Source organism: Flintibacter sp. P01028, assembly GCF_041925235.1.
GTDB lineage: Bacteria > Bacillota > Clostridia > Oscillospirales > Oscillospiraceae > Lawsonibacter > Lawsonibacter aceti.
Genome location: NZ_JBHEVC010000005.1, coordinates 86,356 through 99,104, shown reverse-complemented (window position 1 = coordinate 99,104; position 12,749 = coordinate 86,356). Strand labels below are relative to the sequence as shown.

Sequence of the window (12,749 nt, the reverse complement as noted above, 5' to 3'; positions counted from 1 at the left end):
TTTACAGCGGATACATCGTCAGTGGATCGCCTCTTTCTTGTACAGCCTCAGGCCTGTTTTGCCATCCGGCGGCAGGCCAGAGCGGTAGCCAGGAAGTAGCCCCCGTATACAGCTAGCAGGACCAGGGCGGTGACGGCGCTGCTGGCGGAGATTCTGCGCAAATGCTAGGTGATGTCAGGGCGTATTGAAAAAGACTTTATACTAGATGCTGCTGTGCTATCAGCAAGGTTAATGTTGTCCACAATAGAAATGTAGCGGACATTTATGCGGACAAAATCTTCCTCCAGCGGCTGTCCCGCCACGTGCCAGTTCCGGCACGTCCGGAAGTGGTCTTTAACTGCTGATAGAGGGCACGGAGCCGATGACTAGGGATAGGTTATTTTAGGAGGGCAACAACTGGGACAGATAAATGTGTGTCCGAAGTTCTTGTAGGAACTCAACAAATATGAAATCATATTTTGTGGATATCGTCAGCTTGACAAAATAGATGGGGTTTGTTATTTTATACATAGAAACCGATACACAAAGGCAGCCTAATTGGAGAAATTATGGATGAGAAGGTAACAATTTCAGATATTGCTCGGGAGGTAGGAGTATCCAAGACCACGATTTCCCGGTATTTGAATGGCAGCTACGGCTATATGTCGGATAAGACCCGCCGCCGTATCGAGCAAGTCATTGAGCAGACAGGCTATGTGCCCAACAATGTGGCCCGGACGCTCAGGTCTAAGAAGAGCAACCTGATTGGTGTGGTAGTGAACACTCTGCGGTACCAGGTTGGGGCACAGACTGTCACTGGAATCCAGGATGTGTGCAACAAATATGGCTATGGCACAGTGGTGTGCTGTAGCGACGATGATCCTGACAAAGAGTTGGAGGCCATACAGCTTTGTCAGAACCAGCAGGTGGACGGATTTATCATTATTCCCTGTCTGGAGAAATCGGACCGTTATATAGAACTGTGCCAGCGGGGGACCCCAGTGGTGCTGTGCACCCGGCGATTGACAGACTGGCCTTATGGCTGTGTCTATGTAAAACATGAAGAAATGATCGGCCAGATGATGGTTCATCTAAAGGAGCAGGGCTTTGAGAAGGTCCAGTTTCTACTGGATGTGAACAACTTCCACAAAAGAAGAATGGGAGACGCCTTTGCTCAGAGAGCCAAAGAGCTGTTTGACATGGAGCCGGATGAGTCCATTGCCCTGGTGGGGCGGAAGGACCCAAAGATTCCGGAAGCCTTGGACCAATTCAAAGCCAAATGGGTGGGGACGCGGAAGGCTGTGATGGCCGTGAATACCCATACCTTGTTTCTGACCCTACAAGAACTGGAGCGACGGGGATGCCACATCCCAGAGGATATCGGGGTTTGCGGCTATGATGCCCAAGGCTGGGCTGAGTTGGTCTCGCCAGGCATTTCTGCTATCCGCCAGCCCATGGACCAGATGGGTATTCAGGCGGCGGAGGAGTTGATGGCCGCTCTAGCGGAAAATCGTATGAGCCAGAATCATGTGGCCCTCAGCGGGAAAGTTTTTTTTCGGGATTCTACCAAGCGGAATTAAATCGAGAGACGGGATGCTAAGCATCCTTCTCTTTTTTAACATTTATTTATCGATTAACAAAATCGGTTAACAAAACTAATCAATAAAAATATTTAACAAAATAAATATTATTTATACAAATTGTTGGTTGTGGGGATGTTTACCCAATCAAAATAAAACAAAAAAGTGGGAGGACTACAAGCATGAAAAAGTTATTTGCAATGTTCCTGACTGCAGCCATGGCTCTGAGTCTGGTCGCCTGTGGCGGCAACAACTCTACCGGCAGCACTGGCAGTACCGGCGGTGATACTTCTGTGGTGGCCGATGGAACGTGGCCCGACAAACCCATCACCATCTTGTGCGGCTATTCCGCTGGCGGCTCCTCTGACTTAGGCTGCCGCTATGTAGCGGAGGCCCTGCGTAAGGAACTGGGCGTACCCGTTGTCGTTGAGAACGTCCCTGGCAGCGGTAGCTGGTTGGCTTGGAACCAGTTGCTGAACAACACAGAGCCTGACGGCTACACTATGGCTCTGGTCAATCTGTCCGCCATGTATGGCCACTATGACGAGGCCAACCCACGCGAGACTACTTTGGATGATTTCGAGCTACTGGCCAACCATGTCATTGACTATCAGGTCCTGGCCATCCGCAGCGATGAGACCCGGTTCACGGATTATGCCTCCCTGATCGAGTACGCCAAGGAAAACCCCCTGATCTTGGCTTCCGCCACAGCCGGTATCACCAGTGGCGACGCTACCGTAGCCAAGATGCTGGAGAAGGAGCACGGCTGCCAGTTGACCGTTATCCCCGTAGATGGTGCTGGCGACGCCACTACCATGTTCCTGGCCGGTGAAACTGATTTTCTGTCCGCTAACTTGGGCGATGTGATGGACGCTGAGGCCAATGGCTACAAGCCAATTGTTATTTTTGCTCCTGAGCGTTCCCCATTTGCTCCCGATGTGCCCACCTCCATTGAACTGGGGCTGGATGACTATGTGTCCTTCTCCGCCCGTGGATACGCCTATATGCCCGGTGTGGACCAGGCGATAGTGGACCGAATGACTGAAGCTCTGATCAAGGTTATGGACGATGAGGACTATCAGAATAACATGGCGGCCATGGGTGCTCAACTGGAATTGTATACCGGCGATGACTACTACAATCTGCTGATGGATCAACTAGACACCCGATTGGAACTGTGGGATGTTGAGAAATAAGACTTCTCTGGCCAAATACCTTGTGGAGTGCCGGACGAGAGTTTGACACTCCACTGAGAAAGGAGCACTCCTATGAAGAAACAAATTCATCAAGATGTTTTTATTGGATTCGTTTGTTTGGCGATCACCCTTCTGATTTTTGCCCTGAACATGGACCTGCCCTCTGACGCGGCTATGATGCCCCGTTTGCTGGCTGCTCTTTTGACAATTTTGTCCATCCTTATTATCTATCACGGTATGCGTAAGAGCCAAGATCCCGCCGAGGCGGAGAAGAAGGAACTGACCTGGGATGTCCTGAAGATTCCTGTGATCACTTGGTGTATTGTGGCCCTATATGTGGCTCTGTTTGCGTTTATCGGCTACATCCCTGCAACTGCCATCATCCTTATCATTTTAATGCGCTTTATGAAACAGACTTCCTGGCCCATCATCATTACCATTGATGTAGTCTACTTATTGTTAATGTATTTTGTCTTTGCCCGTATGCTCAACGTCTCCATTGACGGCTTCGGCATTCTGGGCCGTTTGCTGTAAGAAGGGAGGATACAGAACTGTGTTAGCAAATATTATGGCCGGGGCTCAGAACCTGCTGACTCTTGACGCTGTACTGGCCCTGGTAGCCGGTACAGTGGGGGGTATGGTTATCGGTGCTTTGCCTGGCTTCTCCGCCGCTATGGGCGTCTCCCTGCTGATTCCCATCACTTACGGTATGAACCCTGTGGCCGCCCTGACTATGCTGGTGGCTATGTACACCTCCGCCATTTACGGCGGTTCCATCACCGCGATTTTATGTCATACCCCCGGTACCCCCGCCTCTGCCGCTACTGCCATTGATGGTTATCAGTTGACGAAGAAGGGCCGTGGTATGGAGGCTATGGGTGTGGCTACCTTTGGCTCGGCATTGGGCGGCACCGTCAGTGCCATTGCTATGCTGTTGATTGCCCCTGCCCTGGGAGCCTTCTCCCTAAAATTCTCCGTGCTGGAGTATTTCCTACTGGCCGTCTTTGGACTGACTGTGATCGCCAGTTTGGCTGGAGACTCGGTTATCAAAGGCCTGTTTTCCGGTGTAATGGGGCTGGCTCTGGGATGTGTAGGCCTGGACGCCATCACCGGTGTTCCCCGTATGACTTTGGGTGTCATCCAACTGGAGGACGGCATTAACTTCGTTCCAGCTCTGATAGGCTTGTTCTCTATCTCCCAGGTCATGTCCTTAGCCTGGGACGTGTACCATGGAAAGAAGGGGTCTGTCATCGAAGACCAGGAGAACCTAAAGAAGAGTCGCCGCCTGCCCCCTTGGAAAGAAATGAAGACCCTGTTTCCCACTATGGGTCGCTGCTCCATCGTAGGTACTATTGTGGGCATAGTCCCCGCCGCTGGCGCTGGTGTTTCCTCCTGGATCTGTTACTCTCTTGGCAAGCGCTTTTCCAAACATCCGGAGGAGTTCGGCCACGGCGCTTTGGAAGGCGTGGCCTCCTGTGAGACCGGAAACAACGCCGCTACCGGCGGAGCCCTAATCCCCCTCATCACTCTTGGACTGCCTGGCAGTTCCGTGGCGGCCATTCTTTTGGGCGGTATGATGATTCACGGCCTGACCCCTGGCGCCTCCATGTTTACTGAGCACGCCCCTACTACTTATGCTATCATGATCGGTTTCCTTATCGCCAACATCCTGATGGGCGTTATCGGTATGTTTGCCGCCAAATATATTGCCCGTGTTAGTACTGTACCTATGGGTCTTCTGGGTCCTGTTATCGTTGCCTTGGCTACTGCAGGCACTTTTGCTATCCGCAACAATATGTTTGATGTGTACGTAATGCTGGCTTTCGGCCTAATTGGCTTTGTGCTGAAGAAGTGTGGATTCGCCGCTCCCCCCATGATCCTGGGTATGGTGCTCAGCGAGATTTGTGAAAACAACTGGCGCCGCGCCGTCATCCTAGCCAACGCCAAGGGCGGAATGCTCCAATACTTCATGGGCCGTCCCATTGCTATTGTGCTGGCGATCCTGATTGTGATTTCTCTGTTCTCCCCCATCCTGATGAACTATGTCAACAAGAAATCCCGAGCCATCGCCAACGAGAAGTAATTAGAGGTGTATGTTCCCATGAAAAAAATTATACTGTACGGTTCCTTTACCCCCAATATGCTCTCCGCACTGGAGGAGAAATGCCCTTTAGGCTTTGAAACCTGCCATGTGCCGGTAGATGGCGACCTAGCCCAACTTGCCCCGGCTGACTATATAGTCAACCGGGGAGGGACCGTAGATGCTGCCATAATAAATGCGGCCCCCCAACTAAAGATGATCCAGAAATGGGGTGCGGGCTATGACAAAATTGACGTGAAGGCTGCCGGTGAGCGATCCATCCCCGTGGCTATTTGCGTGGGTGGGAACGCCATGCCCGTGGCCGAGGTAGCGGTAACCTTAATGCTGACCCTCCTGCGCAATGTGGTCCCTATGACCGAGCGAATGAAGAAAGGCGAGTGGGCGCGCGAGCAGTTTTCTTCACGGTCCTATCTGCTTCACGGAAAGACCGTAGGCCTGATCGGCATTGGCAATATTGCTAAGAAGGTGGTTGCCATCGTGAAGGGTGGCTTTGACTGCCATGTGCTCTACTATGACGTGTTTCGCTTGACTGAGGAGCAGGAAGATGCCCTGGGTGTGACCTATGTGGACTTGGATACCCTGATGGCCCAGTCTGATATCGTCAGTATCCATGTTCCTCTGCTTGACTCCACTGCAGGCATGATTAACAAGGCCAAATTGGATTTGATGAAGCCCAGCGCCTGTATCATTAACACCTCTCGTGGTGGAGTCATCAACGAAGCTGATCTGATCCAAACCCTCCAAGAAAACAAAATTCTGGGTGCCGGACTGGACACCTTTGAACAAGAGCCTCTGCCCCAGAATTCCCCTTTGCTGAAGATGGACAATGTGGTTACTACACCCCACTGCGGCGGGAATACCATCGACAATGACATGAACATGGCCGCTATCTGTATGGAGAATATCGCCAAGTATGATAGCTCCGGTAACAAGAATATGCGGGCTATCGTCAACCAGGACCTACTAGTTTAATTAAATCTAAGTTAAGAAAGACGGGATACTATGATTACAATTGGAAACCGTATCTTCACCGAATTTACCCGCTCCGACCCCACTCTGATAGAAAAGTTCCGGGGATTGCCATCTAGCAATATTAACGATGAGATGAACCGTCTCTACTGTATGCATGATTACATTCGTCTGCTGAACCCTGCTAGGGCTAAACCCCTGCTGGGGACCGCTATTACTGTAAAGGCTCCTATTGGAGATAATCTGTTTTTCCACAAGGCCCTTGATATGGCACAGCCTGGCGATGTTATCGTCGTGGACGGTGCTAGTGGCTGCAATCGCTCTTTGGCCGGCGAGATTATGATGCGTTTTGCGGCAAAAAAGGGGCTGGCTGGCATCGTGGTGGACGGTTGCCTTCGTGACCTGGACGGTATTGAACTACTGGATATGCCTATCTATGCTAAGGGTATTACTCCTCAGGGCCCCTGGAAGTTTGGCCCTGGCGAAGTCAATGTGCCTGTAGCCTGCGGTGGACAGGTGGTGTTTCCAGGCGATATTCTGGCGGGGGATAAGGATGGTATCGTCGTCATCCGCCGTCAGGATGCTGAGGCTGTGGCAGAGGCGGCTCAGAAGAAAAAGGCCGCTGAGGACAAAACTTTTGAACTGATGGAGTCCGATTTTGCCGCCTATACCACCAAGCATCTGGAGAGTACCATCAAGCGTATGGAGGGCAAGAACCCCGCTACCTACGGAAGCTACGCAGACCTCTACGAAATTTGATAGCGCACTGATAAAAGGCAGGCGGAAGTAATTACTTCCGCCTGCCTTTATATACTTCGCAATGACCAGAATGCGATGCGGATTTTTATTTATGCCGCTGAAGTGTATAAAGTCAAAAAGTTGCAGAAATATACAGAGATACAGAAAAAGACGCTGAAATAACGCACATAATTATGGCCTTGTTGTTTGAATAATAATACAATATGAGGGGCAAAGTGTTATCCTCCCCCCCATATTGTATCACCAAAAATGTAAATCAATTCAGCATTAAAGATCTCTGTCGCTCAATTTTGGATGTGATTCATCTGCCCTGACCACTCTATCCAATTTTCTGCTTTGTGTTGTTCTGTAATGCCCTTGCACTCCGCTATCTGCGCTACCAGCCGGAAATATATTTCCCAAGCTTGCTGATTTATTTTGACCAGATAGCTGCCCGGCTTTCCGCTGAGTAGCAGGGCGGTGTAATGATATTGGATCGTGCTTTGATGTGTTGCAAATGCCATTGACCCCATATACTGAGCGGCTATGGCTTCAGGGACGGTAAGGTCGGGCAAGTGATAATTGTTTTCTGGTTGGTAAGTTCTACCTGTTTTCTCTGATTTTTTCATAACACAGTCCTTCGTGGTGTCTGAATTGCAGAGAATTCAAACACTCTCGTCCGTCTTAAAAATAATAAGGGAGACACTCAATTACGAAGCACCTCCCTTGGGCGGCCATATATATAAGAACACTATGGAGAGAATTTCGGTGGCCTATTGCCCTCGTACTTCCTGGCCCGGATTTTTAAGCACAGGCCCAGAACCACCAAATAGAGAATAGGGGTGATCAAGGAAGTAGTTCGGCCAAAGCAGCCAGAAATCCCTCTCCTTGGGCCGCTTCGGTAATCAGAGCGAAGGAAAATGCGGAATGGAAGATCATAATATGCGGAGCCAACAACTAGGGTGTTGTTCACAGGAGAAACCACCAGGATTTTGTCCGATATCTTTACGAAAGATAGAACTTTAGTAATTCCATAGTGATGGAATATAGAATTAAAATCTGAACTAGTTTCTTGTGCTTTTTGAATGGAAAGCAAGATTTTAGCTTCGTCAGGAAAAAGTGTATCCCATTTATGGTAAGTGGAGGCTTTATCCCTGCTTCCCCTTGAGTATTTTCGAATGTCGTATCTATGGAAGAAGAAAATGCGGAGATTATACAAATTAGCAGCTTCAATTTTATGCTATATCCCGATAGCGCTAATCTTCTTCACGGCAGTCAGACACTGAGGCGTTTAGCTTCTCATTGACCTGGCGGTCTATGCCTGTCTAGCCATCCGTCGGCATGCCAGAGCGGTAGCCAAGAAGTAGCCCCCGTACACAGCTAGCAGGACCAGGGCGGTGACGGCGCTGCTGGCGGCGCTGTCCACCTTCCCGGCGGTGGAGATGAGCTCGTTGGCTGCTCTCATTCCAACGGCGGAATGGATCAGGGCCAGCCCGAGGGGGAGCAGGAAGGCCAGGGCCACCTGCTGGGTAGCTGATCGGGCCACCAGCCGTTCCTCGGCCCCCAGCCGGCGGAGGATGGCATACCGGCCGGTATTGTCCGCCCCCTGACTCAGCTGCTGGAGGGCCAGCACAGCCGCCGCTGCCAGCAGGAAGGTAAAGCCCAGGTACAGTCCCAGGAACAGGGCCAGGATCTTGTTGCCCATGGCCTCTTGATAGATGGTCAACCGACTGTTGATGGACAAGTACCAGTTTTCCTCCTGGAACTGGCGCAAGGCGGCCATGACCTCCGCCTCCGTTTCCTCCGGGTTTCCGGCGTAATCCGCTGACCAGACCTGACGGCGTATTTTGAGTTCGGATGCCATCTCATCCGGAATAATGAGATAGCTTAACCCCAGATTCCCGGTGGTCAGCGTCACGTCGCTGCCCTCCTGGAGATGGGGCAGGGGGCCGCTGTACCCCGGTTCTCCCTGGCGGGCCAGCAGGGCGTTATAGTCGGACAGCCGGACGGCGGCGCTGGCCTCCTCAATGCCGGTGACGGAGGCGTCATTATAATAAAAAATGGTGTCCTGCTGCCAGGAAAGGGCGGAGGAGTTTACCCCATGTTCTTCCAGCAGGGCGTCAAAGTCCATAGGACCCAAGGCGTCGGCGTTCCGGTTCTGGACAGTGATATCGAAGGGGGACTGATAGCCGGTCATGGATTCGATGGTGCTGTTCAGTCCGACCGAGCTGGCGGTGATGCCGATGGCCAGCAGGAGGAGAATACACACCACGGTCTGGGCCAGATAAGTGGAATGGACCTTGCTGATCCACTGGCGCAGGGTAAACAGATTGAGATTTTTGTAGTAGAGCCGGGGCCGCCCCTGGACAAATTTCAACACAAAGCCGGACAGGGAGCGGAAAATGAGCAGGGTGCCCAGGGTACCAAGAGTCAGCATGGGGACGCAGATGGGCAGAACGGCTACGGCGATGGCCATGCCGAAGGTAAGCAGGATGGCATAGGCGGCGGCCAAAAATACAACGCCCAGCAGAAATTGGAACACGGCCACTCCCAGGGGGCGGGGCTTTAGCACTTCGTTTTTTCTCTCCCCCTGCATCAGGTCGATGAGCTTGGCCCGAGATACCTGCACACCGCTGAAGAGCATCACCAGCAGGAAGATGAGCCCAAAGTATAGGACGGTTTTGACCGCGGCCCCTGGGGAGAAGGTGATGGCCAGCAGGTCGGACACATCCATCTCGAACATGGACAGGGTGAGGGCAGACATCCCGTAGGAGGCGGCCACTCCAAGACCCAGCCCGGCGGCTAGGGAGAGGAGCCCGACAACTCCGGTCTCCAGAAAGAGCAGTCTTGAAACCTGCCCTTGGGACAGGCCCAGCAGGAGATAGGTGCCCAGCTCCCGCTTCCGCCTCCGGAGGAGGAAGCGGTTGGCATATAGGATCAGGCAGGCCAGCACCACCGCCACAAAGACGGAAAAGATGTCGATCAGCATGAGGATGGGTTCCACCATGGGATTTTGATTTTGGGCCAGATAGACCATGGCCCCCTGCCCGTCGATGGAATTAAAGGTATAGAACAGGCACACGCCGAAGGTGAGGGTCAGCAGATAGACCCCATAATCCCGGAAGGACCGGCGCACATTCCGAAGGGCCAGCTTAGAGAACATCGGCCATCTCTCCTCCCATTTCAGACACCACACGGATGATTTTCTGGAAGAAGGCGCGCCGGTCCTCCCCTCCGCGGCGGAGCTCCAGGAAAATCTGCCCGTCCCGGAGAAAGACCACCCGGCGGCAGCAGCTGGCGGTGAAGGCATCGTGGGTAACCATCAGGATGGTGGCTCCCATCTCCCGGTTCAAGTGTTCCAGCCGGTCCAGCAGGAGCTTGGCCGACTTGGAGTCCAGGGCCCCTGTGGGCTCGTCGGCCAGTACCAGGGCCGGCCGGGTGACCATGGCCCTGGCGGCGGCGCACCGCTGCTGCTGGCCGCCGGACATCTGATAGGGGTACTTGTTCAGACAGTCAGAGATACCCAGCAGTCCGGCCATCTCCTTCACCCGGCCGTCGATCTCTTGGGCGGGGGCCTTGACGATGGACAGCGCCAGGGCGATGTTCTCCCCGGCGGTCAGGGTGTCCAGCAGATTGCAGTCCTGAAAGATGAAGCCGAGCCGCTCCCGGCGGAACCGGGCCAGCTCCTTACCCCGCAGGGCGGTGAGCTCCCGGCCGTCGATAACGATGGAGCCGGCGGTGGGCCGGTCGATGGTGGACACGCAGTTGAGCAGGGTAGTCTTGCCCGAGCCAGAGGGGCCCATGACCCCCACGAACTCCCCCGCTTCCAGAGACAGGGACACCCCGTCCAGCGCGCGGGTGGCGGCCGCCCCTTTGCCATAGACCCGCCGAAGGTCTGTTACTGTTAAAATCTCTGCCATGATGTTCCTCCTTGTCATACTGTAAGCGCGGACAAAGCTGGCCCGCGGAGTAAACCCTATCGTCCGGGAGCCAGATAGGAAAAGGGAATGGGGGAAGCGGAGCTTGCCCCAGGCCCTCCACCCTGATAGGACACATCCTGGAGATAGGCTGCCAGCAGAGCCAGCACCAATACAGCCGCGCACAGTCCCGTCTTGATATGGTTCGTCATCGTATATCCGCTCCCTTCGGGGGATTACCCCTAAAACTGTATCAAATCATATCATACAGTTTTGACGATTGCTCTAAAGGAATTATGAGGATTTCATTAAAATTGTTTTAAAACTTTCAATAAGAAAACGCCCCGGAAAACCGGGGCGCCAGGATAAGGAGGAAAAGAATGAGAGCAAAGAAAATTGGTTGCGCCGGTGTCATACCGACAGATGGAATGCCTCCATCCAGCGGTTGAGCTGAACCAGATAGGCCATGACATGGGCCTTCGGGATGGAGGAGCCCACGGGAGCGCCGCCATCCTCCATAAGGAGGCGGCGCAGGGCCCGCTCCTCCGCCAGAGGGCGGATCGGGGCGTTGGTGTCGTCCAGGAGACGGGCCAGCCTGGCCCGAACCAGTTGCCCATACAGGGATTCTGCGGCAAGGATGCGGGGGAGAACGGCCTGGTCCCGGACTGCCTGGGGGAGAAGGTCCTCTGTCCCGTCCCGCAGCAGCTGAAGGGGTCTGCCGTTGGCCGTCTTCATAGACCAGGGGATGTTCCAGGCGTACTCCACTAAAAGGTGGTCGCACAGAGGGGAGCGGAGGTCTAGGCCGGAGGCCCGGCCCAAACGCTCGTTGCGGGCCAGCAGGGCGGGAAGGAGCCAGTTGAAGGCCAGCCAGCTCTCCCGGCGGCGCTGTGTCTCTCGAGGACTCTCACCATCCAGTGTGGGACAGCGATCTAGGAGCCGGGACAGGTGGTCCCTGCCGTGTTCCTCCACTCCAGAGGAGTGCCACAGACCGGGATCAAAGATCTGCCTGCCTAGGGGCAGGGCGGTGGACCGGGGGAGGGGGAGAAAAGTCCCGCCTTCCCCCTCCGGCCAGAGGGAGCCGCCCAGAATACAGCCGCCCCCAGTCCCTGTGAGGACCGTGTGACAGGTCCCGGAGACCTGGAGGCAGAGAAAGAACAGTCCGGCGTCCGACAGGGCCATGGCGGGAAACTCCAGAATCTCCCCTTCCTCCTCCATACAATTGACCAAGGAGGGCAGGGGACACTCCAGAGCGCGGTGCCGGGTATGAAAGGCATCGGCCACCTGTCGGACGGAGGATTCCCCGTTCCGCTGAAGGGACCAGGTGTCCAATGGCGGCCGCCCATCCTCAGTATACGCCAGGGCGGCGGCCGCGGTTACAAATGAGGAGGAAAGACTGCCCGACAAAAAAGAGCCCAGTGCAGGCGAGCCGGCCAGCTCCCGGCGGACAGCCTCGTCGGCCAGCTGGCGCACCCTGGCGGCGGTGGTGGGGTAGTCGTCGGGGTGCGGACGGCTTTCCAGCGCCCAATAGGGGTGGACACTGACCCCGTCCGGGGAAAAGATCAGCAGGGAGGCGGGGGGCAGCAGATGGATACCCTCAAACATTTCAATGCCGGGCGGTGGGACTGGAGCCAGGCTCAGAAGCTGCCGTAGGCCGTCCTGACTCAGCCGAGGGGCCAGACCGGGGAAACAGAACAGGGCCCGCTGCTGGGAAGCAAAGAGAAAGGTGCCGTCCACCCAGGTCCAGAACAGAGACCGCCCTCCCAGCCGGTCCCGGCAGCAGAGGAGCCGCCTGGAGCCCCCGTCCCAGAAGGCGTAGGCAAAGGAGCCCCGCAGCCGTCTGGGCGTCTCTACTCCCCAGAGGATACAGGCGGCAAGCAGAGTTTCCGTATCATCGTGGGAGTCAAGGGGAAAACCGGCTTCCGCCAGCTCCCGGCGAAGCTCCGGGCCGTTGGTCAGGGCCCCATCCCATACAAGGGCGTACTCCGCCCCCTCCCAACCCCGGACCATGGGCTGACGGGCCTGGGGCGCCAGACACGCCGGCCGGCGGTGGACCAGCACACAGTGCCGGCTCTGCCATAGGCCGCGCTCCACAGGCTGAGGGCAGGTCAGCCCCTCTCCCATCTGATGGGCCTCTTCCCGGCGGGCCAAAGTGCCGCCGTCACGAAAAAAGTCGCAGGATCCACAGATACCAGACATAAGTACATACGCTCCTTTATGGGATCAATTTGGAGTGTCCGCCCGGAGCCGGTCCGGCGGCGGAGGCTGGCTG

At 54.7% G+C, this 12,749-nt stretch carries 11 protein-coding genes; 6 read left to right on the top strand and 5 right to left on the bottom strand.

What is annotated here, in order from left to right:
• The first annotated feature begins 548 nt into the window (after positions 1 to 548).
• The 6 genes from ACEVJK_RS09745 (at position 549) to ACEVJK_RS09720 (ending at position 6,584) form a co-directional block, all read left to right on the top strand.
• A complete protein-coding gene (locus tag ACEVJK_RS09745) occupies positions 549 to 1,559 on the top strand; it encodes a LacI family DNA-binding transcriptional regulator (RefSeq protein ID WP_147572813.1) in 1,011 nt (336 codons plus the stop codon).
• Between the two features lie 182 nt (positions 1,560 to 1,741).
• Complete coding sequence (locus tag ACEVJK_RS09740) at positions 1,742 to 2,755, top strand: tripartite tricarboxylate transporter substrate binding protein (protein ID WP_147572811.1); 1,014 nt, start codon at positions 1,742 to 1,744, stop codon at positions 2,753 to 2,755.
• 72 nt (positions 2,756 to 2,827) lie between these two features.
• Positions 2,828 to 3,289, top strand: a complete 462-nt coding sequence (locus ACEVJK_RS09735) for a tripartite tricarboxylate transporter TctB family protein (RefSeq protein ID WP_147572809.1) — start codon at positions 2,828 to 2,830, stop codon at positions 3,287 to 3,289.
• A gap of 19 nt (positions 3,290 to 3,308) precedes the next feature.
• Complete coding sequence (locus ACEVJK_RS09730; protein WP_240288704.1) at positions 3,309 to 4,838, top strand: tripartite tricarboxylate transporter permease; 1,530 nt, start codon at positions 3,309 to 3,311, stop codon at positions 4,836 to 4,838.
• Positions 4,839 to 4,856: 18 nt separating this feature from the next.
• Positions 4,857 to 5,828, top strand: coding sequence for a 2-hydroxyacid dehydrogenase (locus ACEVJK_RS09725; protein WP_147572807.1), 972 nt, complete (start codon positions 4,857 to 4,859; stop codon positions 5,826 to 5,828).
• A gap of 30 nt (positions 5,829 to 5,858) precedes the next feature.
• Positions 5,859 to 6,584 (top strand): RraA family protein, encoded by a 726-nt coding sequence (locus ACEVJK_RS09720; RefSeq protein WP_147572805.1) that lies wholly within the window; start codon positions 5,859 to 5,861, stop codon positions 6,582 to 6,584.
• 284 nt (positions 6,585 to 6,868) lie between these two features.
• Here ACEVJK_RS09720 and ACEVJK_RS09715 read toward each other — a convergent pair whose 3' ends face one another.
• The 5 genes from ACEVJK_RS09715 to ACEVJK_RS09695 all read right to left on the bottom strand — a co-directional run bounded on the left by ACEVJK_RS09715 (position 6,869) and on the right by ACEVJK_RS09695 (position 12,676).
• The gene (locus ACEVJK_RS09715) at positions 6,869 to 7,192 is read right to left on the bottom strand and encodes a TnpV protein (protein WP_374740449.1); all 324 of its coding nucleotides are present in this window, start codon (positions 7,190 to 7,192) and stop codon (positions 6,869 to 6,871) included.
• A 686-nt stretch (positions 7,193 to 7,878) separates the two neighbouring features.
• Positions 7,879 to 9,726 (bottom strand): FtsX-like permease family protein, encoded by a 1,848-nt coding sequence (locus ACEVJK_RS09710; protein ID WP_374740448.1) that lies wholly within the window; start codon positions 9,724 to 9,726, stop codon positions 7,879 to 7,881.
• Positions 9,716 to 10,483 (bottom strand): ABC transporter ATP-binding protein, encoded by a 768-nt coding sequence (locus ACEVJK_RS09705; protein ID WP_147572800.1) that lies wholly within the window; start codon positions 10,481 to 10,483, stop codon positions 9,716 to 9,718. The genes ACEVJK_RS09710 and ACEVJK_RS09705 overlap by 11 nt, the downstream gene beginning before the upstream one ends.
• 56 nt (positions 10,484 to 10,539) lie before the next feature.
• Entirely contained in the window at positions 10,540 to 10,692 is a 153-nt protein-coding gene (locus ACEVJK_RS09700) for a hypothetical protein (protein ID WP_186852355.1), read from the bottom strand.
• A gap of 199 nt (positions 10,693 to 10,891) precedes the next feature.
• A complete protein-coding gene (locus tag ACEVJK_RS09695) occupies positions 10,892 to 12,676 on the bottom strand; it encodes an asparagine synthetase B (protein WP_374740447.1) in 1,785 nt (594 codons plus the stop codon).
• Positions 12,677 to 12,749: the final 73 nt, after the last annotated feature.

Excerpts from the sequence above, each read along its gene's own strand:
- ACEVJK_RS09710 (WP_374740448.1), bottom strand. The coding sequence starts at position 9,726 with ATGTTCTCTAAGCTGGCCCTTCGGAATGTGCGCCGGTCCTTCCGGGAT.
- ACEVJK_RS09740 (WP_147572811.1), top strand. The coding sequence starts at position 1,742 with ATGAAAAAGTTATTTGCAATGTTCCTGACTGCAGCCATGGCTCTGAGT.
- ACEVJK_RS09725 (WP_147572807.1), top strand. The coding sequence starts at position 4,857 with ATGAAAAAAATTATACTGTACGGTTCCTTTACCCCCAATATGCTCTCC.
- ACEVJK_RS09715 (WP_374740449.1), bottom strand. The coding sequence starts at position 7,192 with ATGAAAAAATCAGAGAAAACAGGTAGAACTTACCAACCAGAAAACAAT.
- ACEVJK_RS09735 (WP_147572809.1), top strand. The coding sequence starts at position 2,828 with ATGAAGAAACAAATTCATCAAGATGTTTTTATTGGATTCGTTTGTTTG.
- ACEVJK_RS09745 (WP_147572813.1), top strand. The coding sequence starts at position 549 with ATGGATGAGAAGGTAACAATTTCAGATATTGCTCGGGAGGTAGGAGTA.
- ACEVJK_RS09695 (WP_374740447.1), bottom strand. The coding sequence starts at position 12,676 with ATGTCTGGTATCTGTGGATCCTGCGACTTTTTTCGTGACGGCGGCACT.
- ACEVJK_RS09720 (WP_147572805.1), top strand. The coding sequence starts at position 5,859 with ATGATTACAATTGGAAACCGTATCTTCACCGAATTTACCCGCTCCGAC.
- ACEVJK_RS09705 (WP_147572800.1), bottom strand. The coding sequence starts at position 10,483 with ATGGCAGAGATTTTAACAGTAACAGACCTTCGGCGGGTCTATGGCAAA.
- ACEVJK_RS09700 (WP_186852355.1), bottom strand. The coding sequence starts at position 10,692 with ATGACGAACCATATCAAGACGGGACTGTGCGCGGCTGTATTGGTGCTG.